The 25,847-nt window shown below is 62.8% G+C and carries 26 protein-coding genes and 1 riboswitch; of the genes, 9 read left to right on the top strand and 17 right to left on the bottom strand.

Going from position 1 to position 25,847, the window contains the following annotated elements; all coding sequences use genetic code 11:
• Nucleotides 1–16: 16 nt before the first annotated feature.
• From NKJ72_RS24430 to folE, 3 genes are all read right to left on the bottom strand, one after another.
• Nucleotides 17–988, bottom strand: coding sequence for a patatin family protein (locus NKJ72_RS24430; RefSeq protein ID WP_352479759.1), 972 nt, complete (start codon nucleotides 986–988; stop codon nucleotides 17–19).
• A gap of 84 nt (nucleotides 989–1,072) precedes the next feature.
• Nucleotides 1,073–1,543: a phosphoribosyl-AMP cyclohydrolase gene (gene hisI, locus NKJ72_RS24425; protein WP_352479758.1), complete on the bottom strand. Its 471-nt coding sequence runs from the start codon at nucleotides 1,541–1,543 to the stop codon at nucleotides 1,073–1,075.
• Between the two features lie 10 nt (nucleotides 1,544–1,553).
• Nucleotides 1,554–2,216 carry a GTP cyclohydrolase I FolE gene (folE, locus tag NKJ72_RS24420; protein WP_254818364.1) on the bottom strand — a complete coding sequence of 221 codons (663 nt, stop codon included), beginning with the start codon at nucleotides 2,214–2,216 and terminating at the stop codon, nucleotides 1,554–1,556.
• A gap of 240 nt (nucleotides 2,217–2,456) precedes the next feature.
• On the opposite strand from folE, the gene NKJ72_RS24415 reads away from it, so the two are divergent.
• On the top strand, nucleotides 2,457–2,903 hold the full coding sequence (locus tag NKJ72_RS24415; protein WP_352479757.1) for an iron-sulfur cluster assembly scaffold protein: 447 nt from the start codon (nucleotides 2,457–2,459) through the stop codon (nucleotides 2,901–2,903).
• Here the strand turns inward: NKJ72_RS24415 and NKJ72_RS24410 are convergent.
• Nucleotides 2,900–3,814, bottom strand: coding sequence for a LysR substrate-binding domain-containing protein (locus NKJ72_RS24410; protein ID WP_352479756.1), 915 nt, complete (start codon nucleotides 3,812–3,814; stop codon nucleotides 2,900–2,902). The two genes, NKJ72_RS24415 and NKJ72_RS24410, sit on opposite strands and share 4 nt — an antisense overlap.
• 91 nt (nucleotides 3,815–3,905) lie before the next feature.
• Here NKJ72_RS24410 and NKJ72_RS24405 point away from each other — a divergent pair, with 91 nt between their 5' ends.
• From NKJ72_RS24405 to thrS, 4 genes are all read left to right on the top strand, one after another.
• Nucleotides 3,906–4,073: a hypothetical protein gene (locus tag NKJ72_RS24405; protein ID WP_352479755.1), complete on the top strand. Its 168-nt coding sequence runs from the start codon at nucleotides 3,906–3,908 to the stop codon at nucleotides 4,071–4,073.
• A gap of 79 nt (nucleotides 4,074–4,152) precedes the next feature.
• Nucleotides 4,153–4,527, top strand: coding sequence for a membrane protein insertion efficiency factor YidD (yidD, locus tag NKJ72_RS24400; protein WP_352479809.1), 375 nt, complete (start codon nucleotides 4,153–4,155; stop codon nucleotides 4,525–4,527).
• A 145-nt stretch (nucleotides 4,528–4,672) separates the two neighbouring features.
• Nucleotides 4,673–5,485 carry a class D beta-lactamase gene (blaOXA, locus tag NKJ72_RS24395; protein ID WP_352479754.1) on the top strand — a complete coding sequence of 271 codons (813 nt, stop codon included), beginning with the start codon at nucleotides 4,673–4,675 and terminating at the stop codon, nucleotides 5,483–5,485.
• Nucleotides 5,486–5,653: 168 nt separating this feature from the next.
• Nucleotides 5,654–7,627, top strand: a complete 1,974-nt coding sequence (thrS, locus tag NKJ72_RS24390) for a threonine--tRNA ligase (RefSeq protein ID WP_352479753.1) — start codon at nucleotides 5,654–5,656, stop codon at nucleotides 7,625–7,627.
• 231 nt (nucleotides 7,628–7,858) lie between these two features.
• On the opposite strand, the gene NKJ72_RS24385 is transcribed toward thrS, so the two are convergent.
• Entirely contained in the window at nucleotides 7,859–8,824 is a 966-nt protein-coding gene (locus NKJ72_RS24385) for an RgsD C-terminal domain-containing protein (RefSeq protein WP_352466968.1), read from the bottom strand.
• Between the two features lie 156 nt (nucleotides 8,825–8,980).
• Between NKJ72_RS24385 and NKJ72_RS24380 the strand changes: the two genes are divergently transcribed.
• A complete protein-coding gene (locus tag NKJ72_RS24380; protein ID WP_352479752.1) occupies nucleotides 8,981–9,565 on the top strand; it encodes a nitroreductase family protein in 585 nt (194 codons plus the stop codon).
• Between the two features lie 18 nt (nucleotides 9,566–9,583).
• Here NKJ72_RS24380 and NKJ72_RS24375 read toward each other — a convergent pair whose 3' ends face one another.
• Both NKJ72_RS24375 and NKJ72_RS24370 read right to left on the bottom strand, forming a co-directional pair.
• A complete protein-coding gene (locus NKJ72_RS24375) occupies nucleotides 9,584–10,465 on the bottom strand; it encodes an HpcH/HpaI aldolase/citrate lyase family protein (protein WP_352479751.1) in 882 nt (293 codons plus the stop codon).
• A gap of 3 nt (nucleotides 10,466–10,468) precedes the next feature.
• A complete protein-coding gene (locus tag NKJ72_RS24370) occupies nucleotides 10,469–10,918 on the bottom strand; it encodes a MaoC family dehydratase (RefSeq protein ID WP_352479750.1) in 450 nt (149 codons plus the stop codon).
• 152 nt (nucleotides 10,919–11,070) lie between these two features.
• On the opposite strand from NKJ72_RS24370, the gene NKJ72_RS24365 reads away from it, so the two are divergent.
• Nucleotides 11,071–12,192 carry a DUF2336 domain-containing protein gene (locus NKJ72_RS24365; RefSeq protein ID WP_352479749.1) on the top strand — a complete coding sequence of 374 codons (1,122 nt, stop codon included), beginning with the start codon at nucleotides 11,071–11,073 and terminating at the stop codon, nucleotides 12,190–12,192.
• Nucleotides 12,193–12,360: 168 nt separating this feature from the next.
• Here NKJ72_RS24365 and parE read toward each other — a convergent pair whose 3' ends face one another.
• Entirely contained in the window at nucleotides 12,361–14,412 is a 2,052-nt protein-coding gene (gene parE, locus NKJ72_RS24360; RefSeq protein WP_352479748.1) for a DNA topoisomerase IV subunit B, read from the bottom strand.
• 273 nt (nucleotides 14,413–14,685) lie between these two features.
• Between parE and NKJ72_RS24355 the strand changes: the two genes are divergently transcribed.
• The gene (locus NKJ72_RS24355; protein ID WP_352479747.1) at nucleotides 14,686–15,855 is read left to right on the top strand and encodes a GGDEF domain-containing protein; all 1,170 of its coding nucleotides are present in this window, start codon (nucleotides 14,686–14,688) and stop codon (nucleotides 15,853–15,855) included.
• 71 nt (nucleotides 15,856–15,926) lie between these two features.
• On the opposite strand, the gene gcvP is transcribed toward NKJ72_RS24355, so the two are convergent.
• The 4 genes from gcvP to NKJ72_RS24335 form a co-directional block, all read right to left on the bottom strand.
• Nucleotides 15,927–18,737, bottom strand: coding sequence for an aminomethyl-transferring glycine dehydrogenase (gene gcvP / locus NKJ72_RS24350; protein ID WP_352479746.1), 2,811 nt, complete (start codon nucleotides 18,735–18,737; stop codon nucleotides 15,927–15,929).
• A 16-nt stretch (nucleotides 18,738–18,753) separates the two neighbouring features.
• Nucleotides 18,754–19,122 (bottom strand): glycine cleavage system protein GcvH, encoded by a 369-nt coding sequence (gene gcvH / locus NKJ72_RS24345; RefSeq protein WP_352479745.1) that lies wholly within the window; start codon nucleotides 19,120–19,122, stop codon nucleotides 18,754–18,756.
• A 5-nt stretch (nucleotides 19,123–19,127) separates the two neighbouring features.
• Nucleotides 19,128–20,246, bottom strand: a complete 1,119-nt coding sequence (gene gcvT, locus NKJ72_RS24340; RefSeq protein WP_352479744.1) for a glycine cleavage system aminomethyltransferase GcvT — start codon at nucleotides 20,244–20,246, stop codon at nucleotides 19,128–19,130.
• A 148-nt stretch (nucleotides 20,247–20,394) separates the two neighbouring features.
• A riboswitch (glycine riboswitch) is annotated at nucleotides 20,395–20,481 on the bottom strand.
• A gap of 117 nt (nucleotides 20,482–20,598) precedes the next feature.
• Entirely contained in the window at nucleotides 20,599–21,426 is an 828-nt protein-coding gene (locus tag NKJ72_RS24335; RefSeq protein WP_352479743.1) for a transporter substrate-binding domain-containing protein, read from the bottom strand.
• An 86-nt stretch (nucleotides 21,427–21,512) separates the two neighbouring features.
• Here NKJ72_RS24335 and NKJ72_RS24330 point away from each other — a divergent pair, with 86 nt between their 5' ends.
• Nucleotides 21,513–22,115: a DUF3011 domain-containing protein gene (locus tag NKJ72_RS24330; RefSeq protein WP_352479742.1), complete on the top strand. Its 603-nt coding sequence runs from the start codon at nucleotides 21,513–21,515 to the stop codon at nucleotides 22,113–22,115.
• A 28-nt stretch (nucleotides 22,116–22,143) separates the two neighbouring features.
• Here the strand turns inward: NKJ72_RS24330 and NKJ72_RS24325 are convergent, their stop codons facing one another.
• The 5 genes from NKJ72_RS24325 to gfa form a co-directional block, all read right to left on the bottom strand.
• The gene (locus NKJ72_RS24325; RefSeq protein ID WP_352479741.1) at nucleotides 22,144–22,953 is read right to left on the bottom strand and encodes a molybdopterin-binding protein; all 810 of its coding nucleotides are present in this window, start codon (nucleotides 22,951–22,953) and stop codon (nucleotides 22,144–22,146) included.
• A 1-nt stretch (nucleotide 22,954) separates the two neighbouring features.
• Nucleotides 22,955–23,833, bottom strand: a complete 879-nt coding sequence (locus tag NKJ72_RS24320; protein WP_352479740.1) for a cytochrome b/b6 domain-containing protein — start codon at nucleotides 23,831–23,833, stop codon at nucleotides 22,955–22,957.
• Nucleotides 23,834–23,934: 101 nt separating this feature from the next.
• Nucleotides 23,935–24,612: a DUF1345 domain-containing protein gene (locus NKJ72_RS24315; protein WP_352479739.1), complete on the bottom strand. Its 678-nt coding sequence runs from the start codon at nucleotides 24,610–24,612 to the stop codon at nucleotides 23,935–23,937.
• 5 nt (nucleotides 24,613–24,617) lie between these two features.
• The gene (locus NKJ72_RS24310) at nucleotides 24,618–25,085 is read right to left on the bottom strand and encodes a YaiI/YqxD family protein (RefSeq protein ID WP_352479738.1); all 468 of its coding nucleotides are present in this window, start codon (nucleotides 25,083–25,085) and stop codon (nucleotides 24,618–24,620) included.
• A gap of 66 nt (nucleotides 25,086–25,151) precedes the next feature.
• Nucleotides 25,152–25,721 carry an S-(hydroxymethyl)glutathione synthase gene (gfa, locus tag NKJ72_RS24305; protein ID WP_352479737.1) on the bottom strand — a complete coding sequence of 190 codons (570 nt, stop codon included), beginning with the start codon at nucleotides 25,719–25,721 and terminating at the stop codon, nucleotides 25,152–25,154.
• Nucleotides 25,722–25,847: the final 126 nt, after the last annotated feature.

Raw genomic sequence — 25,847 nt, 5'->3', positions numbered from 1 at the left:
TCGCTGACCGCTCTGCCTAAGCGAGGACGGTCTGCAGCCGGGTCAGGTCGCCGATCTGCGCCATCGTTGTCTGGTAGCCGATGCGGATTGCTTCGTCGGCGCGGTGGAATTCGGTCAGGCCGATATGGCTGAGCTTCGGCTGCAGCGATATGTCCGGCGGGTCGCCGGCCAGCCTGGCGCGCGAAATGCGATCCTGAATGATGTTGAAGGCCTCGACCATGACGCCGGTAATGCCGAGCCGCGTCTCGCGCGACTTGCGTTCGGGATCGGCGTGGCCACCTCTTGGCGCGTCTTTCTCAATGACCAACTCGCCGGCATTGTGCTTGATCACCGCGGCGCGGCCGAACAGATCGTAGTGAAGGTTCACCGCAACTACGAGCGGCTGCTCGTAGGCACGGCAGACCGAGACCGGCACCGGATTGACCAAGGCGCCGTCAACCAGCACACGCCCATTGCAGGCGACCGGCTCGAACACGCCGGGCAGCGCGTAGGAGGCGCGCATGGCGGTGCTCAACGAGCCGCTCGACAGCCATATCTCATGGCCGGTGCGGATTTCCGAAGCGACGCAGACGAACGGTTTTGGCAGGTCCTCGAAGCGGATGCCGGCTATGTGCTCGCGCAGCCGCGCATCGAGCTTCATGCCACCGAACAGGCCGCTGCCGCGTAGATTGAGGTCGAGAAGGCCAAAAATGCGCCGCCTGGTCAGGCTGCGGGCGAATTCTTCCAACTCGTCGAGCTTGCCGGCAACATAGCAGCCGCCGACCAGCGCGCCGATCGAGGTGCCGGCGATCATCGACACTTCGATGCCGGCTTCGTCAAGCGCGCGCAGCACGCCGATATGCGCCCAGCCGCGCGCACAGCCGCCGCCCAATGCCAGCGAAATCGCTGTTTTGCCCGGAGATTTGGTTTCGGATGCGCCCGCGGCCGAGGAGAGGCCATTCGCCTCCCGAACGTCAGGTCTGTTGCGCAATGACGCCCACTCGAGCATCACAATCTCCCTTGTCCCACGGTCATCCTACAGGCGGGCCGTATCGAAATCATGAATACACGTGGCTGAAGTGCTGCGAATGGTTCATATTGATGGTGTATTGGGCTTTCGATAGGTTTTTTCCGCATCGAACAGCGGCTTGCTGCCGTCGCTGGCAAGCGTCCCTTTGCCATCGCTCAGCCCCACCGTCCGATAAAAGCATGAACGTCGGCCGGTGTGACAAGTTGCTTCATGACCCAGCACTTTGACGCGCAACCATATCGCGTCCTGGTCACAATCCGTGAGCATCTCGACGACCTGCTGGACATTGCCCGAGGTTTCGCCCTTCTTCCACAGCGCGTTGCGCGAACGCGACCAGTAGTGCGCGATGCCGGTCTCGAGCGTCAGCGCCAGCGCCTCGGCATTCATATGCGCGACCATCAGCAGCATGCCGTCTTCGGCATCGGTGACGACGGCGGTGACGAGGCCGCCGGCATCGAAGCGCGGCGAAAGGACCGTGCCTTCCTCAAGCGCCTTCTTGTCTGAGGGAGCTTTCGGGAATTCCAATGCCGACATTCGCCGGTCCTTATTTGACGAAGGTGGGGCGGGTCTGATCAGTTCCGCCGCCGCGCACCATGGTGACGAAGCGGACCTGCTCTTCGGGTGTATCCTTGAAGGCGCCGGTGAAGGTCGAGGTCAGCGTGGTGGAGCCCTGTTTGCGGATACCGCGCATGGCCATGCACATATGCTCGGCCTCGAGCATGACGGCGACGCCGCGCGGATTGAGGACGTCCTGGATGACGCCGGCAATCTGCGCCGTCATCGCTTCCTGGGTCTGCAGGCGATGGGCGAAGATGTCGACGACGCGGGCGATCTTGGACAGGCCGACAACCTTGCCGTCAGGCAGATAGCCGACATGCGCCTTGCCGATGATCGGCACCATGTGATGCTCGCAATGCGAGTGGAAGGATATGTCCTTGACGAGGACGAGGTCGTCATAGCCGGCGACTTCCTCGAAGGTGCGGCCAAGTTCCTCGGCTGGGCACATATCATAACCGTTGAACATTTCGCGGAATGCCTTGGTGACGCGCTTCGGCGTGTCGATCAGGCCCTCCCGGTCAGGGTTGTCGCCGGTCCAGCGCAGCAAGATGCGCACAGCAGCTTCGACTTCGGCCTCGCTCGGCCGGTCGGTGACCGGCTTTTCCATATAGGCAGACCGCGGCATAAGTTTCTTGATAACGGCGTCCATAAAGGCGTCTCCCGTAGTTCCTCCCTCAGGAGGAACGAGTTGAACGGACCACGACCTTTCGGGTGTCAGAAACTCGCCCGGTTTCCAGCCCGTAAGTGGCGTGAACAGAATTGGGCACGACGAGGTTTGTGGTCGCCTTGTCGATACCCGACTACCGCCATTATATATGTTCGTGCCGAGCGAAAGGAAGACGCCAGAGCGGCAATGACTGTTCGCTGGGCGGCGACGGATTGGAAAAATATGATCGACGATGTCTACAATGCGAAAATTCTGGGTTTTGCTGGAAACATCGCACGGATCGGCCGGCTCGACCGCCCCGACGCAACCGCACGAGCACATTCCAAGCTGTGCGGCTCGACGGTGACCGTCGATCTGAAAATGGATCATGGCGTCGTCACCGATTTCGCGCATGACGTGAAGGCCTGTGCGCTTGGCCAGGCGTCCTCTTCGATCATGGCGCAGCATGTCGTCGGCGCCAGCGCCGAAGAATTGCGCAGCGTGCGCGAGACGATGCTGAAGATGCTGAAGGAAAATGGCCCGCCGCCCGAAGGCCGCTTCGCCGACCTGAAATACTTGGAACCGGTGCGCGACTATAAGGCGCGCCACGCCTCGACCATGCTGACGTTCGACGCAGTGGTCGACGCCATCGGCCAGATCGAGAAGAAGCGGGCGGAAGAGGCGGCTTAAGCCTTGGCAAGGAAACGCCGGCTTTCGGCGAATTCCGCCCGGACCCAATCGGCAAAAGCCCTGGCCTGCTCTGAAAGGTCATTCAGCCTTCTGGCCACCAGCCAATAGGCGCCGGACGCGACGTCGATGTCGAAAGGCTTGATCAGCGCGCCGGACGCAAGTTCTTCGCCGATCTGCAGAAGATCGCCCAGCGCGACACCATGTCCAAGCAAGGCTGCCTGCTTCGAAAGCGAAGCATCCGCCAGCATCGGGCCGCGCGCAGGCACGGCCTCAGCCGCCACGCCGGCCGCTTCGAACCAGCGCGCCCAAGCCTGACGGTTTTCTTCGTGCAGCAATGTGTAGCGACCAAGGTCGATGGGTTTTTCCAGAGCTGGGCCGGATGCAAGAAGCGCCGGCGACAGGACTGGTGAATCGATGACCGCGGCAAGCTGTTCGGCTTCGCTGCGTGGCCATGAGGTGGCGTGCGCACTGAAGCGCAGGGCAAGTTCGGGCTGATCGCTGCGAAACTCTATCAACCTCGGGTCGACCTCAAGGGAAACGTCGATATCGGGTCGCAACTCGCGAAAGCGGTTGAGCCGCGGCACCAGCCATTCGGATGCAAGCGATGGTTCGACGCTGACACGGACCACGGACTGCGTCTGGGCCGCCGTCAATTCCGAAAGCAGCCTGTCGATGCCCTCGAAACTTCTGACCAACTGGTCGAGCAGCCGCCGGCCGGTGTCGGTCAACTCGACGCGGCGATGATGGCGGAAGAACAAAGGTTGGCGCAGGAAGGTTTCGAGCTCGCGGATCTGGCGGCTGATCGCCGCCTGCGAGACATAAAGCTCCTCGGCCGCACGGCTGAAGCTGAGGTGACGACCGGCTGCTTCGAAGCTTCTAAGCGCCGTCAGGGGGAGGTGTCCGCGCTTCATTCGCATAACTCAGAGTTATCTGACGTGGACGTTATACTCGTTTGAAGGGCAAGGCCAGCGGCGCTCTAATCGGCGCTCAAGGAGTGCTGCCATGATCCAGTTTCTCAACGTTCTGGTCGATGTCGTGCGGATCGCGACGTTTCAATGGCATGACGAGAAACCGCATAGGGATTGGTGCGAGGAGAGACCGCCGACCAGCGTCGCCGTATGCCGGAAGCCGACGCCCGACCGCTGCCCGGCTCGCCGTGCCAGGCCATGACGGGGTTGCCGGAACGCCATTGCGTTCCTGGCCCGATGCGCACATCTATCGTGTTGGAAAACGTGATGTGGAGACTACGGTGGTTGGCCAACATCGGCATGTGCACGGTGCCAGGCCGATTCGACAAGGACGCAACTGGCCCGGCCCGTGGCGCAAGACGCCGGGCCGCCTCCTCGGCACGTCGCTCGTCCGCTTCTACCAGCTGACGCTGTCAGGCTTCGTCGGCAATTCCTGCCGGCATCTGCCGACCTGTTCCGAATACGCGCACGAAGCGATCGCCCGGCATGGACTATGGGCCGGCGGCTGGATGGGATTCTTTCGCGTGCTGCGCTGCGGGCCGTTAGGGACGCATGGCATCGACCGCGTGCCCGAAACCCTGGCTGAGCGCTATGTCTGGTTTGCGCCGTGGCGGTACTGGCGGATCGGGAAAAAACCTGGCGAGCTGGACAGTTGACCGCAACTCTTCGGTGCACAACCGGACCGCTTTTACGATCTGGTAGGGTTAACCGCAGCTTGCGCGGACACAGCGCATTTAAGACAAAATCGAGACAAGACGCCTCGCTAAGCCGCTCCTGACACCCTTCAGGAGAGATTGCCAAATGCGCCGGATAGATCGTCTTCCCTTCGTTTTCGCCGTGGTTCTCTATGTCCTGGCGTGGCTGTTGGGTTTTCCGATCCGTGCGCAATCGGCGCCTCTCGGGGACGTCGAATGCACGCTGATCGTCGACGCCGCAGGCGGCGAGACGCTGTATCGCGAAGGGACCTGCGATCAGCGCGTCAGCCCCGCCTCCACGTTCAAGGTTCCGCTGGCGCTGATCGGCTACGATGCTGGAATCCTGAGCGACGAGCACACGCCAAGCTGGGAGTACAAGGCAGAGTTCAATGCGCCGAAACGGGACCGCAAGACCGTCGACCCGACGATCTGGGAAAGGGATTCGGTCATATGGTTCTCACGCGAGATTACGCGCCGGCTCGGCAGCAAACAATTTGCCGGCTATGTGTCGAAATTCGAGTATGGCAACACGGACGTTTCCGGAACTCCCGGCAAGAATGATGGACTCACCCATTCCTGGGTGAATTCTTCGCTCGAGATATCGCCGGTCGAACAGGTCGATTTCCTGCGCAAGCTGCTGGCGCGAAAACTGCCGGTTTCGAACAAGGCCCACGCCATGACCGATGCGATCATACCGACGTTTCGAGCAGGCGATTGGACGGTGCAGGGCAAGACCGGGACGACCGGGCTCGGCGACGTCGACAAGCGCTCGCTTGGCTGGTTTGTCGGCTGGGCGCAGAAGGATGCTCGCAAGATCGTCTTTGCCCGCCTGGTAATCGATACGGAACGTTCCGACACGCCCAAGGGACCCAAGACGCGGGCGATGTTCCTGAAAGAGCTGCCGAATCTCGTCAGATGACCATATCCGGCTTTACGCCGCCGAAAACTGTCCATAAAAGACCGCTCGCCGCCGGACGCATCCGGCTCTTACTTGATGTATGTCGTAACCCCCAAAACAGCTAGGCAGTTTTGAGCGACGTGCATTTTACCACCCGCGCTCGTTTGCGGGACTGGATAGGAGAATCTTATGCTGAATTCCGTTTCCCTGACATTTCCCGATGGCTCCGTCCGCGACTACGACGCGGCGATGACCGGCGCCGGCCTGGCGGAATCGATCTCGAAGTCGCTGGCCAAGAAGGCCGTTGCCTATTCGATCGACGGCACGTTGCGCGACCTTTCCGACCCGATCGGCAAATCGGGCAAGCTCGAAATCATCACCCGCGAGGATCCGCGTGCGCTGGAGCTCATCCGTCACGATGCAGCCCATGTGCTGGCCGAAGCCGTGCAGGAACTTTGGCCGGGAACGCAGGTGACCATCGGGCCGGTGATCGAGAACGGATTCTACTACGACTTCGCCCGCAACGAGCCGTTCACGCCCGACGATTTCCCGGTGATCGAGAAGAAAATGCGCGAGATCATTGCGCGCAACAAGCCGTTCACCAAAGAGGTATGGTCGCGTGAAAAGGCGAAAAGGATCTTTGCCGACAAGGGCGAGCGCTACAAACTGGAGCTGATCGACGCCATTCCCGAGGATCAGGATCTCAAGATCTATGCGCAGGGCGACTGGTTCGACCTTTGCCGCGGCCCGCATATGGCCTCGACCGGCCAGATCGGCAGCGCCTTCAAGCTGATGAAGGTCGCCGGCGCCTATTGGCGCGGCGATTCGAACAACCCGATGCTGACGCGCATCTACGGCACGGCCTGGGCCGACCAGGCGCAGCTCGAAGCCTACCAGACGATGCTGGAGGAGGCCGAGAAGCGCGACCACAGGAAACTCGGCCGTGAGATGGACCTGTTCCATTTCCAGGAGGAGGGGCCGGGCGTCGTGTTCTGGCACGCCAGAGGCTGGAGGATGTTCCAGAACCTGGTCAATTACATGCGCCGCCGTCTCGACGAGCAGGGCTATCAGGAGGTCAACGCGCCGCAGGTGCTCGACAAGAGCCTATGGGAGACGTCCGGGCACTGGGGCTGGTACCGGGACAACATGTTCAAGGTGACGGTTGCTGGCGACGACACCGACGACGACCGGGTGTTTGCGCTGAAGCCGATGAACTGCCCCGGCCACGTCCAAATCTTCAAGCACGGGCTGAAGTCCTACCGCGATCTGCCGGTAAAACTTGCGGAATTCGGCAATGTGCATCGCTATGAGCCGTCCGGCGCGCTGCACGGGCTGATGCGCGTGCGCGGCTTTACCCAGGACGATGCCCACATCTTCTGCACCGAGGAACAGCTCGCCGACGAGTGCATCAAGATCAACGATCTGATCCTCTCGACCTATGCGGATTTCGGCTTCGACGAAATCACCGTCAAGCTGGCGACCCGCCCCGAAAAACGGGTCGGCACCGACGCGATGTGGGATCATGCCGAGGGCGTGCTGCAGGACGTGCTCGACAAGATCGCGGCGCGGTCGGGCAACCGGATCAAGACGGGCGTCAATCCGGGTGAGGGCACGTTCTACGGGCCGAAATTCGAATATGTGCTGAAGGACGCCATCGGCCGCGACTGGCAATGCGGCACCACACAGGTCGACTTCAACCTGCCGGAGCGTTTTGGCGCCTTCTACATCGGCTCCGATTCGGAAAAGAAGCAGCCGGTGATGGTGCATCGTGCCATCTGCGGTTCCATGGAGCGGTTTCTAGGCATCCTGATCGAGAATTATTCCGGCCATTTCCCGCTCTGGTTCGCACCGCTGCAGGTGGTGGTGGCGACGATCACTTCCGATGCCGACGATTACGCGCGAAAGGTCGTCGCGCAGCTGAAGGCGGCCGGGCTGATTGCCGAAGCCGACCTGCGCAACGAGAAGATCAACTACAAGGTCCGGGAGCATTCGCTGGCCAAGGTCCCGGTCATCCTCGTCTGTGGCAAGCGCGAGGCCGAGGAAGAAACGGTCAATATCCGACGTCTCGGTTCGCGCGACCAGGAATCGCTTGGTCTCGCAGCTGCCGTGAAGCTGCTTGCCGGCGAGGCGGTGACACCCGACCGCAAGCGCCGCGCGGCCTGAACCAGCCGACCTGCAATGAATGGCGGTGGAGCGATCCACCGCCATTTTCATATGACTGTTGCGCCGCGCCTATCCGGCAAATCGATCGACGTGCGCTTCGGTCAGGTGCTGAATGAGACGAATTGCTCGAGCGGCTTTACCGGGCTGTCGTCGATCCGGCTCTGGTCGTATGGCGTGGCCACGCGCAGTTGCTGGCGCGACGCATGCGCAAGGCAGCTTAGAGGGCGCGGCTTAGTCGGCGCCTTCCTCGGAATCGATGGCCGAAGCCTCTGTGGCCAGAACCTCGATGTCCTGGTTGTGCCCAGCCACCACCGTAAAATCCTTCTGGTAGATGCGGTCGCGGTTCTTGGCGATGATGGTATAGTCGCCCTCGGCCAGCACCATCGAGGCAAAGGCACCGACGGTTTCCTTGATCGGATCGCCGGATTCGTTCAGCAGCGACCAGGAGGTGTCGGCGATCGCCTCGCCGCCCGGTTCGCGCACCAGCTTCATGGTCATCTCGGCCGCACGGTGCTCGACGGTCGCTTCGGTGAGCTTGCCGGCCTCGACGCGGATGTCGGAGCGGATGACCGCGTTCACCGCACCATAGGTCGACACAACGTGGTAGGTGCCGGCATTGAGCCGCACGACGCTGTTCGGCTCGACATCGGGTATGATCAGGGCGCGATCGCCGTCGGCCGCGGCGTGGCTCTCATAGATCGAGAAGCGCAGCTTCTTCGGTGGTATGCGTACCCCGCCGGACAGCACGGCATCAAGCTTGAGGCCGCCTGCATCGAGCACGAGGCTCTCGCGCTTGGCTTCCTTGCCGACGGTGATGCGCTTGGTGGCGCCGGCCCGCCCGTAGGAGGCGTGGACCAGATACGAACCCGGCTCGAGCTGGAACACGGCGGTACCGCCATGAGCCGAGGCGACCATCGGCAGCTTGCCGTCGCTGGCCGATTCGGGCTTGAAGACGCGCCAGACGATGCCGCGCGTGATGTCGGCGCCCTTGTCGGTCAATTGCGCTGACAGCGTGATTGCCCCGCTGCTCCCCAACGCCAGCGATGTCTCGCTTTTCGGAGGCGCATAGCCCGAAATTCCGGGAAGTTTCAGCTCGCCGAGGCCGTCCACATCCTGGGCGACGGCGAGCGAAACCGGCACCATCAACAGTGCGGCAGCGAGCCATATCAGGAAAAGACGCAATGTCCCCTCAAACATGCCTTGCGTTGAAGCCCAAGGCGGTGGCAATTTCAAGGCTTAAGAGTCCGGTCGGCTTCTGCTACAGGGCTCTTTGTCCGGCGCGCTGCGCCAATGCCCAAGCCGCCCGATGTCCCGATGGTGCGCTTCAGCTCAAATTCCAGGAGACTTGCGCCCATGGCGTCGCCAATCATCGATTTTCTGCTGACCCGAAATTCCGCGCCGATCCCAGATTTGAAAGAGCCGGCACCGGGCGATACCGAGATCGCGACGATGATCGCCGCCGCCTCGCGGGTGCCGGACCACGGCCGGCTGGAGCCCTGGCGTTTCATCCTCTATCGCGGCGAGTCTCGCATCGAGATCGGCAAGAAGCTGGCGGCACTTGCCGAGCAGCGCGAAGGACCGCTGCCGGAAGGCCGTCGCAACCAGGAATTGGCGCGCTTTTCGCGGGCGCCGCTGGTTATCGGCGTGATCTCGATCCCCAGGGAAAATCCAAAGATCCCGCAATGGGAGATGTTCCTGTCCGGCGGCATGGCCGCGATGAACCTGATGCTCGCTGCCAATGCGCTGGGCTACGGCACCAACATGATCAGCAACTGGTATTCCGACGTGCCCGAGGGCAGGGCGATCCTCGGCCTGGCGCCACATGAGCGGGTCGTAGGCTTCGTCCACATCGGCTCCTACCAGGGGCCGGCACCGGAGCGGCCACGGCCCGATCCGGCAAAGCTCTATGCCGATTATTCGGGGCCGTGGGTGGGATAATTTCGGCGCGGAACAGACCTAAGCGCCAAGCCCAGCTACCCTGGCCCGCGCCAGGAGCCGCTCGGCGAGCTTGAGATGCGGCCGGTCGTACATCTTGCCGTCGATGCCGACGACGCCGGGGTTTCCCGCCGCCTTAAATGCCTCGACGATCGCCAGGGCGCTTGTCACCGCTTGCGCCGAAGGCGTGAAGGCGGCGTTGATGGCCGGCACCTGCGCCGGATGGATCGCCATCTTGCCGGTGAAACCGTCGCGCTCGGCCTCTGCGCATTCGGCCTCGAAGCCCGCCATGTCGCGAAAGTCCGGAAAGACGGTGTCGATTGCCGCGACTTCCGCGGCACTTGCGGCAAGCATGGTCACGGTGCGGGCGAGGCGGAACACATCCGTGTAGCGGCCATTCGCGTCGCGCGTCGCGCGCGCGCCGATCGCCGCCGACAAATCTTCCGCCCCCCAGGTGACGCCGACAAGCCGCGCGCTTGCACGGGCGTAGGTCGCTGCGGCCAAGACCCCTGCGGCCGTTTCTGTGATGATCGGCAGGATCTTTATAGCTCCATCGGGCAGGCCGCTTTCAGCTTCGTGCACCCTGAGCTTGGCCGAGAGATGCTGGACATCCAGTCCGCTGTTCGACTTAGGCAGCATGATGCCGTCTGGTTTTGCCGGCACGAGCGCCGCCAGATCGTCGTCGGTCAGTCCGGTCGAAAGATCGTTGACGCGCACATAGATCGCGGAGCTGGTTTGGTGCCTGTGCCCGGCGATGAAACGCGCCGCTGTGTCGCGCGCCAGCCCCTTGTTCTGCGCGGCAATCGAATCCTCGAGATCGACGATGACCACGTCGGCACCCACGCCAAAGCCCTTTTCCAGCTTCTTTTCCGAATCGCCGGGGACGAAGAGCAAAGAACGCATCGGCTATGCCTTTTTCATCATCATGGCTTGCCTCGTGCATTTGGCAACCAGCACGTCGTTCTGGTTATAGGCGCGATGCTCGAACTCGACGATACCGCGGTCCGGTTTGGACCTGGAATCGCGCACCGAAACCACCGTGGTCTCGACGCGAATGGTGTCGCCGTGGAAGACGGGGTGCGGAAACACTGTCTCCTTCATGCCGAGATTGGCGATGGTGGTGCCGACGGTGATGTCGTTGACTGAAATGCCGATCATCAGGCCCAGCGTGAACAGCGAATTGACCAGCGGCTTGCCCCATTCGCTCTTGGCGGCGAAATCGAAATCGATGTGCAGCGGCTGCGGGTTCAGCGTCATCACCGAAAACAGCATATTGTCGCTTTCGGTCACGGTCTTGCGCAGCGTGTGCTTGAACACTTGGCCGACAGCGAACTCCTCAAGATAAAGCCCGGCCATGGTCGATCTCCTCTGCTGCCTAAGGGTTGATAGGCGTTGCATACCGGGCTCGCAAGCCAGTTAACGAACATGGTGAACCGTTCGTAAACCATTTGTGCCTACGGTCGCGACAGGGGCCAGAAGCGTTCTGGCAAAGGGCGTAAGCAGGCGACATGGTCGTTTCGCATTTCCTGAAATGGATCCACACGGCGAAGGTGTCGGAGCGCGTTGCAGCGGCAAGCGCACTTGCTCGCGCCTATGTCGATTCGGACCTGCCTTTCGAGGACCGCTGCGCTGCTGAGGCGGCGCTGACATTGCTGCTCGATGACGCATCGTCGAAGGTGCGACTGGCGATCGCCGACGCGCTTTCCATGAGCCATCATGCGCCGCCGCAGATCGTCAGCGCGCTGGCCTCGGACCAGCCGGAAGTCGCAGCCCTGGTGCTGGCGCGGTCGCCACTGCTTACTGATGCCGACCTGATCGATCGGGTTGCCGGCGGCCAGAAAGCGACGCAGAAGGTGATCGCCGACCGGCCGCGGGTGTCGATGTCGGTTGCGGCGGCGATCGCCGAGATCGGCGAGCCGGAGGCCTGCACCACGTTGCTCGCCAACAGCGGCGCCGACATCGCATCGATCAGCTTTCGGCGCATGGCCGAGCGGCACGGCCATCTGCCTCTGGTGCGCGAGGCGCTGATTGCCGACGCGCGCCTGCCCGCCGATTGTCGGCATTTGCTGCTGGTCAAAGTGGGCGAGACGCTCAAGGGCTCGCCGCTGGTGCTGGGGCTGATGGGCGCCGCAAGAGCCGAGCGCGTCACGCGCGATGCCTGCGTCAAGGCTTCCGTGACATTGATCGAAGGCACGCGTGCCGAGGAACATACAGCGCTTGTCGAACATCTGCGTCTGCGCGGTGACCTGACCGCAAGCTTCGTCATCCGCACCATCGCGCACGGCAAGGTCGACTTCTTTGGTTCGGCCCTGGTCGCGCTCAGCCAGCAATCCGAACAACGGGTGAGAGCACTGCTGGCCGGCGGCCATGACGTGGCGCTGCAGGCACTGTTCCGCAGTGCCGGGCTTGCCGCCGCCACCCACGCCATCATCCTGCGCGCGCTGAAGGTCTGGCGCGAGGTCGCCAATGGCAAACGCCTCGCCGGCGTGCAGGAAGTCAGCTGGCTGATGCTGAAGGAATTGGGCGGGCAGTCCGCCGCGGGCGATCTCGCCGGGCTGATCAAGTCGATCCATCTCGACGCGTTGCGCGAGAACGCGCGCGGGCACGCGCTGGCGATCGCGGCTGCCTAAAGCAATTCCAGGAAAACTGTGAAGCGGTTTTCCGTCCGGAATTACTTTAGAACAAAGGAAAGAGCGGTTCGGCGTTTCCGTGAACGCTGAACCGTTCCAGGCCTCGTCCTTCGCGAAAATATCCGGGTAGCAACAACCGCCGTCTGTGGCTCACCTGGCAGAAGACGCTCAGATATCCAGCACTTCCGTCTCGGCGAATTCCGCGCGTTCCTGGATGAAGCGGAAACGGGCCTCGGGCTTGGTGCCCATCAGTGCGTCGACAGCATCCTTGGTCGCCGCCTCGGCGTCGATCACATCGACCCTGAGCAGCGTGCGCTTTCTCGGGTCCATGGTGGTTTCCTTGAGCTGGGCGGCCATCATTTCGCCCAGCCCCTTGAAGCGGCCGATCTCGACCTTGCCGCGCCCGGTGAATTCGGTGCGCAGGAGTTCGTCCTTATGCGCGTCGTTGCGGGCATAGCCGACCTTGCCGCCTTGGCGGATCGAATAAAGCGGCGGGACCGCCAGGTAGAGATGGCCGCCGCGGACCAGGTTTGGCATCTCCTGGTAGAAAAAGGTGATCAGCAGCGAGGCGATATGGGCGCCGTCGACATCGGCATCGGTCATGATGATGACCCGGTCGTAACGCAGGTCCTCGTCGCGGTATTTCGAGCGCGTGCCGCAGCCCAAGGCCTGGATCAGGTCGGATATCTGCTGGTTGCCGGCAAGCTTGTCGCTGCCGGCACTGGCGACGTTGAGGATCTTGCCGCGCAGCGGCAGCACCGCCTGGCTGGCGCGGTCGCGCGCCTGCTTTGCCGAACCGCCGGCCGAATCGCCCTCGACGATAAAGAGCTCGGCGCCGGCGGCGGCATTCTGCGTGCAGTCGGCGAGCTTGCCGGGCAGGCGCAGTTTGCGCACTGCGCTCTTGCGCGACACTTCCTTTTCCTGGCGGCGGCGCACCCGTTCGTCGGCGCGCGCGATCACCCATTCGAGCAGTTTCGAGGCCTCCTGCGGATTGTCCGCCAGCCAGTGGTCGAACGGGTCGCGGATGGCGCTTTCGACGATGCGGATCGCCTCGATCGTCGCCAGCCTGTCCTTGGTCTGGCCGACGAATTCCGGTTCGCGGATGAACACCGACAGCATGCCCGCCGCCGAGATCATCACATCCTCGGAAGTGACGATCGAGGCGCGCTTGTTGCCGACCAGATCGGCGTAGGCGCGCAAGCCGCGCGTCAGGACGTTGCGGAAGCCGGCCTCATGCGTGCCGCCCTCCGCGGTCGGGATGGTATTGCAATAGGAATTGATAAAACCGTCGCCGCCGAACCAGGTCACGGCCCATTCGAGCGAACCGTGACCGCCCTGCTTCTCGCTCTTGCCGGCGAACATTTCACGGGTGACCTGGAATTCGTCGCCGAGCGAGGCTTTCAGATAATCCTTGAGGCCGCCCGGAAAATGGAATTCGGCCTTGGCCGGCGTCGTGTCCTTTTCCCTGATCAGCGAGGGATCGCAGGTCCAGCGGATTTCGACACCGCCGAACAGATAAGCCTTTGACCGCGCCATGCGGTAGAGCCGCGCCGGCTCGAACGCCGCGCCCTTGCCGAAAATCTGCTCGTCTGGATGGAAGCGAATCTTCGTGCCGCGCCGGTTGTGCACCTCGCCGAGCTGCTCAAGGCCGGTCACCGGAACGCCTCGTGAGAAGCGCTGGCGATAGAGCTTGCGCCCAATCGCGACCTCGACCTCGAGATGGTCGGACAGCGCGTTGACGACGGAAACGCCGACACCGTGCAGGCCGCCGGACGTCTCGTAAACCTTACTGTCGAACTTGCCGCCTGAATGCAGCGTCGTCATGATGAGTTCGAGCGCCGGCTTCTTGAATTTCGGGTGCGGATCGACCGGAATGCCGCGGCCGTTGTCGGTGACTGACAGGTATCCGTCGGCGGAAAGCTCGACATCGATGAAGGTCGCATGGCCGGCGACCGCCTCGTCCATCGAATTGTCGATGACCTCGGCAAACAGATGGTGCATCGCCTTGTCGTCGGTGCCGCCAATGTACATGCCCGGGCGGCGGCGCACCGGCTCCAGCCCCTCCAGCACCTCGATGTCGGCGGCACTGTAACTCTCGCTGGCGTCGCGGGGCGCCGGCCGCTTCGCCGCCTGCACCAGCGGATCGGCCGGGCGCGCGGCGGCGCGAGCCGGCTGAGGCTGCTTGTCCAATTTGGCGAAAAGATCGTTGTTGTCGTCCATGCCGGTCCTGGATTCCGATGCTGCGAATCACCACCCGATACTGCCACGCTTTTCGCGGGCAGGCGACGGAGGTTCCTGTTACGTTCGAGGATAGAGCCTCTTACTGCAAAACCATTCGACAGCCAAGCGGCGGAAATGGGGTCGAAGCTTGGAGCATCGACGTTTTGTAAACCCTGTCCGAAGGTTACGCCGGAAGATTGGCTAAAAAGCGGTATTTGCGGACTGTCGCTGACCTAGAATGCAGCGGAACGCTCAAGAGGCTGTCGCTTAAGCATGTTGGATTACAGTTCGCTCCTGCTCGCGGCGGCGCTGTCGGGCACGTGCCTCAGCATCACCATGTTTGCGATCTGGTTCAGCGCGCCACAGGCACGCTTTGTGCTGACGGTGGCGTGTGGCATTCTCGTGCTCGTCGCACATGTGGTGTTGTTCTGGCATTACACCAGGGATCCAAGCCTCTGGCTTTGCCAGATCGTGCTTGCGCCTCTCAGCCTCGGTTTCCTGATTATCTGCCTGTCGGCCATGCAATATCTCGGCATAGGCGATTACAGGCGCGCCATCTTGCCGACCTTGGTTGCGATGGCTGTTTGCGCGGGCGCGACGTATCTCGGGTTTGATGGTGTCGGCTTCATCGTCACCTACGCGACGGTAACGGCGCTGCTCTCGCTCATCGGGGCGATGTTCTGGATTGAGCGTGGTCACGATCGACGGATATTGCTGGTCGTCTCGTTCCTGAGCGGCGTCTGTGCGCTGTCGTTCGGACTTTGCGGCGCGGTCCTGCTGGTCAAGGGGCAATGGGTGCTGGGTGTTGCGCCCGACAATTGGGCCGAGCGGGTGAATTCCGTCGTAGCCGTCGCCTGCATGACCGGGCTCGGCGCATTGACGCTCTCCCTGCACCATTTGCAGGCGCAGATCGAATTGAAGGCCGAGACGATGACCGATCCATTGACCGGGCTGATGAACCGGCGGGCGTTGACGGCACTCTATGGCGAGCGGGTCTTCGGTCCGTTCATGTCCGTCGCCATGTTCGACCTCGACCATTTCAAGAGGACGAACGACGTTTTCGGTCATCCGGTCGGCGACCAGGTTCTGCGCCGCTTTGCCGCCGTCATCAGGAAATACGCCAGGACCGGCGTCGACGCGTTCCGGTTGGGCGGCGAGGAGTTCGTGCTCGTCATGTCGCGGATGACGGAAGAGAAGGCTTATGACATTGCGAGCAAGATCAGCGTCGCCTTCGGCACGGAAGTCGTGGCCACACAACTTGGTCCGTTGCGAAGCACAGTCAGCGGCGGCATCGGCTTTGGCGGAACAAACGGCACCGGTCTCGACGATGTGCTGGCCGAAGCCGACGCAGCACTCTATGCGGCAAAGCGCGCCGGGCGAAATCGCGTCGTCGTTCGGGACCGGGCGAGCAAGGCCGACGGGCCGGCCTTGCGTTCTGCCTGATTGGGGTTTCTAGCTTCTTGTTAGACCTATGATCTTGTCGGAAAACCGGATTCCACTTTCGGAATCATGATCTATTCCGCCGCACCCAGATATTCCGACAGCGGCGGGCAGGAGCAGACCAGGTTGCGGTCGCCGGCGACATTGTCGATGCGTGACACCGGCGGCCAGTACTTTGCTGCCGTATCGGCATCGCCGGCGGGGTAGGCCGCCTCCAGACGCGAATAGGGATGGGTCCATTGGCCGGCCAATGCCTCGGCGGCGGTGTGCGGAGCGTTGACCAGAGGATTGTCGGCCAACGGCCATTCGCCCTTCGCCACCTTGGCTGCCTCGCCGGCTATGGCGATCATGGCCTCGCAGAAACGATCCAACTCGCGCTTGGGCTCGGATTCGGTCGGCTCCACCATCAGCGTGCCAGCGACCGGGAACGACATGGTCGGCGCGTGGAAGCCATAGTCGATCAGCCGCTTGGCGATATCGTCGACGCTGATGCCGGCGCTGTCCTTGAGCACGCGGGTGTCGAGGATGCATTCATGCGCGACGCGTCCGTTGCGCCCCTTGTAAAGCAGGGGGAAATGCTCGCCAAGCCGCGTCGCCACATAGTTGGCGGAGATGATCGCCGTCTCGGTTGCCTGCTTCAGGCCGGAAGCGCCCATCATGCGAATATACATCCAGGTGATCGGCAGGATCGAGGCGCTGCCGAACGGTGCCGCCGCCACGGCATGGACCGAGCCTTCGGTGACGTGGCCGGGCAGATGCGGCTTCAGATGCGCCTTGACGCCGATCGGGCCGACGCCGGGGCCGCCGCCGCCATGCGGGATGCAGAAGGTCTTGTGCAGGTTCATGTGGCAGACATCGGCGCCGATATCGCCGGGACGGGCGAGGCCGACTAGCGCGTTGAGGTTGGCGCCGTCGAAATAGACCTGGCCGCCATGGCTGTGGACGAGGGCGCAGAGGTCGCGCGCGCCTTCCTCGAAGACGCCATGCGTCGAGGGATAGGTGAACATCAGCGCCGCGAGATTATGCGCATGCTCGGCCGCCTTGGCCTGCAAGTCGTCCATGTCGATATTGCCGTCCTCGGTGCAGCGCACGACAACGACGCTCATGCCGGCCATGGCAGCACTTGCCGGATTGGTGCCATGCGCCGAGGAGGGGATCAGGCAGACGGTGCGATGGCCTTCGCCGCGTGACAGATGATAGCGGCGAATGGCGAGCAGCCCGGCATATTCGCCCTGGCTGCCGGCATTGGGCTGCAGGGTCACCGCGTCGAAGCCGGTGATCTCCGCCAACCAGCCTTCCAGCTCGTCGATCATGGCGCGATAGCCTATCGAATGGTTTGCCGGCGCGAAGGGATGCAGGTTGGCGACATCAGGCCAGCTCACTGGCATCATTTCGGCGGCGGCGTTGAGCTTCATGGTGCAGGAGCCGAGCGGGATCATGGCGCGGTCAAGCGCCAGGTCCTTGTCGGCCAGCCGGCGCAGGAAGCGCATCATGTCGGTTTCCGAGTGGTTTTCGCGGAACACGGGCTGGGTGAGGAACTCCTTGCCGCGCGGTTTTCCTGGCATGGAACTGCCGGCGGCAACGCCGGCCTTGGCGCCGAAAAGTGCTGCGATCGCCTCCAGATCGGCTTCGGTGGAGGTCTCGTCGAAGCTGATGCCGACATGGTCGGCGTCGATGACGCGCAACAGGCGGCCCGTCTTTTCTGCGGCGGCGGCAATCGCGCCGGCTCTGCCCTTCACGTCCACAGCCACCGTGTCGAACCGGCTTTCGCCGACCACCGAAACGCCCGCTGCCTTGAGGCCGGCAGCCAGGCGGTTGGCCAGCGTGTGGACGCGGCCGGCAATCGCCTGCAGCCCGGCAGGGCCATGCCAGATCGCGTAGGCCGTCGCCATGTTGGCGAGCAGCGCCTGTGCGGTGCAGATGTTGGAGGTCGCCTTGTCGCGGCGGATATGCTGCTCGCGTGTCTGCAAAGCCAGGCGATAACCGGGACGGCCCTTGCTATCCCTCGACTGGCCAACGAGCCGGCCGGGCATCAGCCGCGTCAGCCTGTCGGAGACCGCGCAATAGGCGGCGTGCGGCCCGCCAAAGCCCATCGGCACGCCAAAACGCTGCATCGGGCCGACGGCGATGTCGGCGCCAAGCCTGGCCGGCGCATCGGTCAGCGTCAAGCCAAGCGGGTCGGCGATGAAGACGACCAGCGCGCCGGCGGCATGGGCCTTGTCGATGGCTGCCTTGTGATTGCCGTAGACGCCGAATGTATCGGGCCAGGAGACCAGCAGGGCGGCGGTGTTGTCGTCGATCACCTCGCCGTCCACCTCGATGCCGAGGGGCTCGGCGCGGGTGCGCACGAGGTCCAGCGTCTGCGGGTGCGGCGTGCCGGCCAGTGCCACCTTGGTGCGCTTGTCGCGATGATGGCGCAGCGCAATGCCGACCGCCTCCGCCACCGCCGTCGCCTCGTCGAGCAGCGAGGCCGATGCCACCGGCAGGCCGGTCAATTCTGTCACCAGCGTCTGGAAGTTGAACAGCATTTCCAGCCGGCCCTGGCTGATCTCGGCCTGGTAAGGCGTGTAGGCGGTATACCAGGCCGGGTTCTCGAACAGGTTGCGCTGGATTACCGGCGGCACATGGACGCCATGATAACCGGTGCCGATGAAGCTCTTCAGCACCGTGTTCCTTGCCATCGTCGCCGCGAGCTCGGCCAGCGCCTCCGCTTCGCTTGCGGGGGCGGGCAGGGCCAACGGCCGGTCAAGCCGGATCGACTTCGGCACTGCCTGACTGATCAGGGTCTCGACCGAAGGAACGCCGATCGTCGCCAGCATGGCTCTGACGTCTTGGAGGCCCGGGCCGATATGGCGAGCCGAGAAGGGGTAGGGTGCTGCGGTCATCTTCCTGGTCCTGCTATCAACCAATATGGGCTTTGTAAGCGGCTTCATCGAGGAGCCCGTCGAGCTGGCTCTCATTGGCCAGCTTCATTTTCCACAACCAGCCGTCGCCGGTTGCCGCCGAATTGACGAGCGAAGGATCCGATGACAGCGAGGTGTTGGCCTCGGTGATCTCGCCGTCGACCGGTGCGTAGACGTCCGAAGCCGCCTTGACCGATTCGACCACCACGGCGGTATCGCCCTTGGACAGCTTTTTCCCTGGCTCCGGCAGTTCAACAAAGACGAGATCGCCGAGCTGCTCCTGCGCGTAATCGGTGATGCCGACGGTGGCGATGCCGCCCTCGACGCGCAGCCATTCGTGATCTTCGGTGAAATAGGTCTTTGCCATTGAAATCATCCTTTGCGGTAGCGATGGGGCGTGAAGGGCAAGGGGTGGATGTCGACCGGGATTTTCGTCCCGCGGACATCGGCGAACAGTTTTGCGCCGGATTTGGCAAGCGGTGTCTGGACGTAGCCCATGGCGACCGGATGACCGGCCGAGGGGCCGAAGCCGCCGGAGGTGACGTGGCCGGCAGAGTTGCCGTCGGCATCGAAAAGGGCAGCACCGGCGCGCACCGGCTGGCGGCCTTCCGGCTTCAGGCCGACGCGTTTTTGCGCCGGGCCGCGCTCCACGATGGCGCGCAGCGCATCGGCGCCGATGAAGGCGCCAGAGGCGCGAACCTCCTTGGGGATCGCCCACATCAGCCCGGCGCTGGCCGGATCGATCTCCGGCGTGATGTCCAGCCCGTGCAGGCACAGCCCGGCTTCGAGCCGCAGGCTGTCGCGGGCAGCAAGGCCGACCCACATCACCCGCTCGTCCTCGAGCAGCCTGGTGACGAGGTTTCGCGCATCCGCTTCCGGCAGGCCGATCTCGAAGCCGTCTTCGCCAGTATAGCCAGACCGGCTCATGAACCAGTTTTCGCGCGGCTCGATACCGTGCATGAACACCAGCGAACCCGTCTCGATGCCGGCGCGGGAAAGGGCAGCCCACGCTTCGGGGCCCTGGATGGCAAGGAAGACGCGGTCGAGTGCGTCCACCTTCACGTCGAAATCGCCCTCTGCTTCGAAATTGTTGGCCAGTGCGCGCAGATGCTTTTCGTCGGCGGCGGCATTGCCGGCATTGGCGACCATCATGAAGCGCTCGGCGCCAAGCCTGGTGACGATCAGATCGTCCAGAATGCCGGCGGCCTCGTTAAGGAAGAACGTATATTTGGACTGGGAAACCTCAAGCGCGCCGGCATCGAACGGGCAGGCGCGGTTCAGAAGCGCTGCTGCCCCCGGACCGCTGATTTCGAACAGCTTCATGTGCGAGATGTCGAACAGGCCGGCATGCTCGCGGCTGTGCAGATGCTCTTTCATCACACCGGCCGGATAGGTCAGCGGCATCGACCAGCCGGCGAAGGCGCCAAAGCGCGCACCGGCTGCCACATGCAGATCTTCGAGGGGAAGGTGTTTGGTGTCGTCGCCCGTCATGTCATCTCCAGAGTCGCACGCAAGCGGCCGCGAATGGCGACCAGTCCGTGCCCCTCTGTCTGAAGCCTGAGAGACTCGCGCCCCGTAACTCTGTCGGCAGCGCTTACACCTTCGGCGCGGGGGCAAGCCCCGACTTTCCAGAGTGTCTTTCCCGTCTACGGTTCTTTTGCCTGAGAGATTTCGGGCGATTTCCCCTTCGGCGGCAGCTCTCGCTGCTCTCTCCCGCAAACAGGTAGGACTCGGTCAGGAGCCCTCGACTCGTCATCCATAGCCCGTGGACGACACCTTGTCACCTGCCAGCGACATTTTTACTGGCAAGTCTTCGCTACCTCGTCGCGAACAGGTCGCGACCCTATTGTTTTGCGGGCTCGGGCTTGGCTGTCTCGAAGCGCGACATCCATTTGAAGCTGCCGAACCAGTAGCGGCGAACGCCGCCTATGGTGCCGTCGGCGGTGCGCGCGCCGATCCAGTTGTTGACGTATTGGATGAGGCGGAGATCGTCCGGCCGCATGGCAAACGCTTCCGGCGTCCGCAACAGCGGGCCGCCCACCAGCTTGAGCCGGGCGTCATAAAGCCTGGCGGCCATTTGCGGCGTCGGCGATGTCGCCACCATCGCCTGTGCTTGCCCGCTGATGACGGCGGCGAAAACATCGGCCGCATTGTCGAATGAAACGATGGCCGCTTTCGGGAATGCTTCCCTCGCGGCGGCTTCGTCCGTCGAGTTGGAGAGCACGGCGATCTTGTAGCCCGGCGCCGCCAGTGCCTTGCCCGGCCTTTTCCCAAGACTGGCGATCGTCGCCACCATGCGGATATCGGCGGTACCGGTCTGGTCGGAGAACACCACCTCGCGTGCGCGTTCCGGCGTGCTGGCGTAGCCCGCTGCGATCATGTCGAAATCACCCTTGAGCAATCGCGTCTTGAGGTCGTTCCATGGCACCTCGACCAGCTTCAGGTCGACGCCGAGATCGGACGCGAGCGCACTGGTCAGGTCGACATCATAGCCGGCGAACTTTCCGTCGGCCTTCTTGAGGATCCATGGCGGATTAAGCGCGACGCCGACCGTCAGTATCTTCTGCTCGATGATGCGCTTGAGGCTGTCGTCCGCCCGGGCTGGCAGCAGCGACAACGCCAACCATGCAGAAAGGGCAAGTATAATAGTGGCGATAATCTTAGCGCGCATTAATATAACCTCACTGAGCCCGTCCGGTTGTCAGACTTACACAGAGGTGCCATTCTGTCGATAGCGGACCCTGATGGAGAGTTGCGATGTCGGCACGGATGGCGGTTACCGGTTCGATGATGTTCCTGGGTTGCATCCTGGGCAACCCGGCGAAGCTTTCGTTGCTGCCGGCGGCAGCGCAGGCTACGGGGGCAAAACGCGTGGTCTGCTCCAGCGCCGATTACCGTTATTCCTATTGCGGGGTCGATACGCGACGTGGCGTGCAGTTGACCTCCCGTCTATCGAAGGCGCGTTGCGTATACGGTAGAAGCTGGGGCTATGACGGCGGCGGCATCTGGGTCGACAATGGTTGCTCGGCCGAATTCGCGGTCGCCGGCCCCAACCGTAACCCCTCTGCTGGCGACCTCGCCGCAGCCATTATCGTCGGCGGCGTGGTAGGCGCCATTCTCGACAACAGCAATTCGCATCGCCATCATTCCGATAATTACTATCCGAAGCCGCGCCCGCGCCGTTACGGCCAATCGATCGATCCGACGCCGCAATTCGACAATCAGGGCAATCCCAACTTCGATACCCACGGCAACTACCAAGGACCGCACGGGCTTGGGAAGCTCGTCACCCCGGACGATAATCCCGACCTGAATCCGGCCCTGCGGAGCGACGGCGACGACAGCGACGACGACAGTTAGTTTAGGTGAAACTGAGATCAGGTTTCAGTCAGATGCCGCCGTACCAGTCGTAGCCATTGTCCTCCCAATAGCCGCCTCTGCCGCCGCCGATATTGGCGAAGCCGTCGACCAGCTCAATCTTGTAGAGGTATTTCGGCATCTTGTAGCCGAGCTGGCGCTCGACGCGGACGCGCAGCGGCGCGCCGTTCTCGACCGGCAACGGCTTGCCGTTGAGGCCATAGGCAAGGATCGTCTGCGGATGACGGGCATCGATCAGGTCGATCGAGCCGTAATATTTGATATCGCCGGCAAGGCTGCGGTCGATCGTGTCGAGGCAGTGGAACATGACATAGCGCGCCTGCGGCTTGACCACGGCCTGGTCGAGCACCAGCGACAGCGGCGTGCCGGTCCATTTGGCAATGCAGCTCCAGCCTTCGACGCAGTCGTGGCGGGTGATCTGGGTGCGGCTCGGCATGTTCATCAGCTGCTCGCGGGTCAGCGACAGCGGCTTTTCGACAAGGCCGGAAACCTCCAGCCGCCAGTCGGCGAAATCGCTGGCGAGCAGGCCCTTGTAGAGATCGTCGTCGGGTGCGGTGACGCCGTTCGGCCGCTGCGGCTGGCGAATGTCGGCCTCGGTGAATTCCGGCGCCAGCGCATCAGCGCCGGCAAGCAGCCGCTGCGCCCGCCAGGTCAGGCCATTGGCGCTTTCGAGGAAGCTGCGCAGGCTGTCGCCGACGCCAAGCTGGCTGTCGAAGGCGTCGCAGCCCGACAGCATGATGCCGGAAAGGCCGAGGCTGGCCGAGGTCAGGAACTTTCTTCGGCTTATCTGTAGCTTGGGGCTGATCTCGAATTTCGCCATGTCAGGCACTCCTCTCTGGCGCATTGTCGGCATGCGCCGGCGGGTCGGTTCGATACCAGCCGGTGATGATTGAGCGCAGCTCGTTGATCGGACCGGCGGCCAGGATCATCAGGATGTGGATAATGAAGAAGGCGACGAGCAGCAGCATGACCGTGAAATGAATGGTGCGCGCCGTCTGCCGGCCGCCGAGCAGATCGTTGAGGAACGGCAGCACCGAATCCATGCTCGGCGACATGGCAAGGCCGGTGATGATCATCAGCGGCAGCAACACGAACAGCACAGCGCCATAAGCCATCTTCTGCAAGGTGTTGTATTCGCGCCCGTGGTGAAACCTGAACCTGGCGTGGTCGACAATGTCTTGCGGCAGCCGCCTGAAATCATCGAGGCGCGGGGCAAGATCGCGGCGCAAATGGCCGTTGATGAGGCTGGCGACCAGCCAGACCAGCAGCGTGGTGGTCAGCGCCCAGGCAAAGAAGAAATGAACGACGCGCGCGGTGCCGAGATCGTAATAGGAAGGGATCGTCGCCCAGGACGGGAAGGCCCGGGAAGTCTCCTGGCCGGCCGGACCCGACCAGCCGAGCACGCCGGTGGTATCGAAGCGCTTGCCGAAAATTTCGGTGTAACCGCGCGGGCCAGCCGCGGTATTCTCGGCGCCGATGGCGAAGATGGTGTTGTTGTAGCCAAAGCCCGACTCCTTGCCGATGTAGAGCTGCGGGCGGGCGTTGAAGATCTGCAGGCCGGAAAGCAGCATGAAGAACAGCGCGATCGCCCATAGCCAATGCGTCAGCCGCGTCCAGCGTGACTGGCGATAGATCAGCGTCGCATCGCTCGGCGCGGCGGTATCTGCTCCGGCGGCTTGGTTTCTGGCAAGCGATTCCATCTGTTGTTCCCTCCGGCCGCGCGTTCGCCGCGGCCTGTCAGATCTCTTCTCCTCCCAATACGTCGCCAGCCTAAGCGATGTTTCACCCGATCACGGATTTATTACGGACTGCCGAGGCTGACGGCGAGGTTGACTGCGGCTGCCACGATGACTGTGTTGAAGAAGAACGACAGGATCGAATGCACAAGCACGACACGGCGCATTTGCGAGGTCGTGATGTTGGTGTCGGCGGTTTGCGCCGTCATGCCGATCACTGTCGAAAAATAGAGGAAATCCGAGCCCTCCGGCCGCTTGCCGCCCGGGAAGTCGAGGCCGCCGACTGGAATCCTCTTTTTGGTGTCGCCATCCATCGCATCGCCGTCCAACCAATAGAGATGCGCGTAGTGAAGTGCCGCCATGGCATGGATGGTCAACCAGCCAAGCGGGATGGACAGCAGCGCCACCGTAAGCTCGACGGCGTCCGCGCTCTTCTCCCTGTTGATCAATTGAAACAACGAAATGATGGCAATAGCGACCACAACCAGAGTGACCGCGAAGATCGCCAGTACCGGCAGGTCAGTGTCGCCTGCATTCTTGCGCAGATAGCTGCCGGTAAGCCGAGGCATGTGGGCGATGACAAGAACCAGATAGGCGGCAAAGAACACATTGGCGCCGATCGAATAGGCAAGCGGCGCACGCCAGATCAGCGCTGCGCCAAAGGCTGCCACGCCGATGCAGGCCGACACCGCGAACAGCGTGTGGCGTCGCATGGGCATCTTGGTCGGGGTACCAGCCGCCATGGTTTTCAGTCCGCTGGCGCGGATTTCAGCGCTCGCCGTAGGATGCGGTCAAGCTCGCCTAGGAACCGCGAGCGATCCTGCGGCGCGAAGCTCGAATTGTAGCCCTTGCTCTCGCCGGTTTCGCGCAGGTGCTGCTTGAGGTCGCGCATCGCCACCGCCATGCCGATCGTTTCGGGCGTAAACGGGCGTCCGGTGGGACCAAGTACGTGGGCGCCAAGCGCCACCGCGCGCGCGGCAAGCGGGATATCGGCGGTCACCACAATGTCGTTGGACCGGGCATTTTCGACGATCCAGTCGTCGGCGGCATCGGCGCCCTTGGGGACGACGACATTGCGGATCATCGGATCGCGCGACGGACGCAAGCCGCCATTGGAGACGAAGGTGACGACGATGCCGTGCCGCTCGGCGACTTTTTCGACCTCGGCCTTCACCGGGCAAGCGTCGGCGTCGACGAGAATAGCAGGTGCGGGCATCGTTGTTCCAAATGTGAAAGAGCCGGGCGGCTTCGCCCGGCTCGATCGATGATAGTCGAGCGGCTACTAGGCCGGCAACGCGCCGGATCTCTTGGCCGTCCAGGTGGCGATATAGTCCATCAGGCCAGGATTGAGGCAATCATAAGGTTCGAGCCCGATCGACTTCAGCTGTGACCTTATGCCGTCCATCCGGCTCGGATCGACACCGGATTCGATGATCGACGAGACAAAGGCGGTGAAGCCCGGAGGCGACCAGCCATCCTCCTGGAAGCGTTCCGGATGGATGAAGGACAGCCCCTTGAAAGCGTGGTCGCGCTCGACCGGGCCGTGCATGTGGACGCCGCAGCCGGTGCAGGCATGGCGCAGGATCAGCGCGCCCGGATCGACCACCTTCAGCTTGTCGCCGTTTTCGGTCACCGTCACGTCGTTTGTACCGGCAACCGCCACGATCGAGAACAGCGCGCCTTCCGGCTTCCAGCATTTGGTGCAGCCGCAGGCATGATTGTGGGCGATCTGGCCCTTGACCTTCACCTTGACCGGATTGCTGGTGCAGGCGCAGACCAGCGTGCCGCCGGCAAAGCCGGGCTTTTCCCGTGGCAATCCATTGTCGATTTTAGGATGCAGTTTTTCCGGCATTTTTGTCTCCTCCCGTGTTGAACATCTGCATTGTCGGCCGCTGGCTGGTTAGCCGGCGGCTTTCTCCTCCTCAGTAAACCACCACGCTCCTGATCGACTTGCCTTCATGCATCAGGTCAAAGCCCT

The sequence above is a fragment of the Mesorhizobium sp. M0045 genome (genome assembly GCF_040323385.1).
Taxonomy (GTDB): domain Bacteria; phylum Pseudomonadota; class Alphaproteobacteria; order Rhizobiales; family Rhizobiaceae; genus Mesorhizobium.
The sequence above is the reverse complement of the archived record's forward strand: the minus strand, read 5'-3'. Positions and strand labels throughout refer to the sequence as shown.